The sequence below is a fragment of the Shewanella sp. SG44-2 genome (assembly GCF_014164215.1).
GTDB lineage: Bacteria > Pseudomonadota > Gammaproteobacteria > Enterobacterales > Shewanellaceae > Shewanella > Shewanella frigidimarina.
Map to the genome: position 1 here is coordinate 1 of NZ_JACJEU010000125.1, position 221 is coordinate 221.

General features: G+C 42.1%; 1 protein-coding gene. It reads left to right on the forward strand.

The window, feature by feature from the left end:
• Positions 1-221 (forward strand): hypothetical protein (locus tag H5181_RS20555; protein ID WP_182751908.1); only part of this gene is annotated, 221 nt, incomplete at both ends.

A 221-nucleotide genomic window follows, 5' to 3' on the forward strand; every position in this document is an offset into this window, starting at 1 on the left:
GCATTGTTGGCTGAGTTTGATATGCCAGCTGAATCGGACGATGTTGCTGTTGAAGAATCAGTAAAATCAGCAGAAACAAAGGCGGATGACGATATTGATGCATTGTTGGCTGAGTTTGATATGCCAGCTGAATCGGACGATGTTGCTGTTGAAGAATCAGTAAAATCAGCAGAAACAAAGGCGGATGACGATATTGATGCATTGTTGGCTGAGTTTGATAT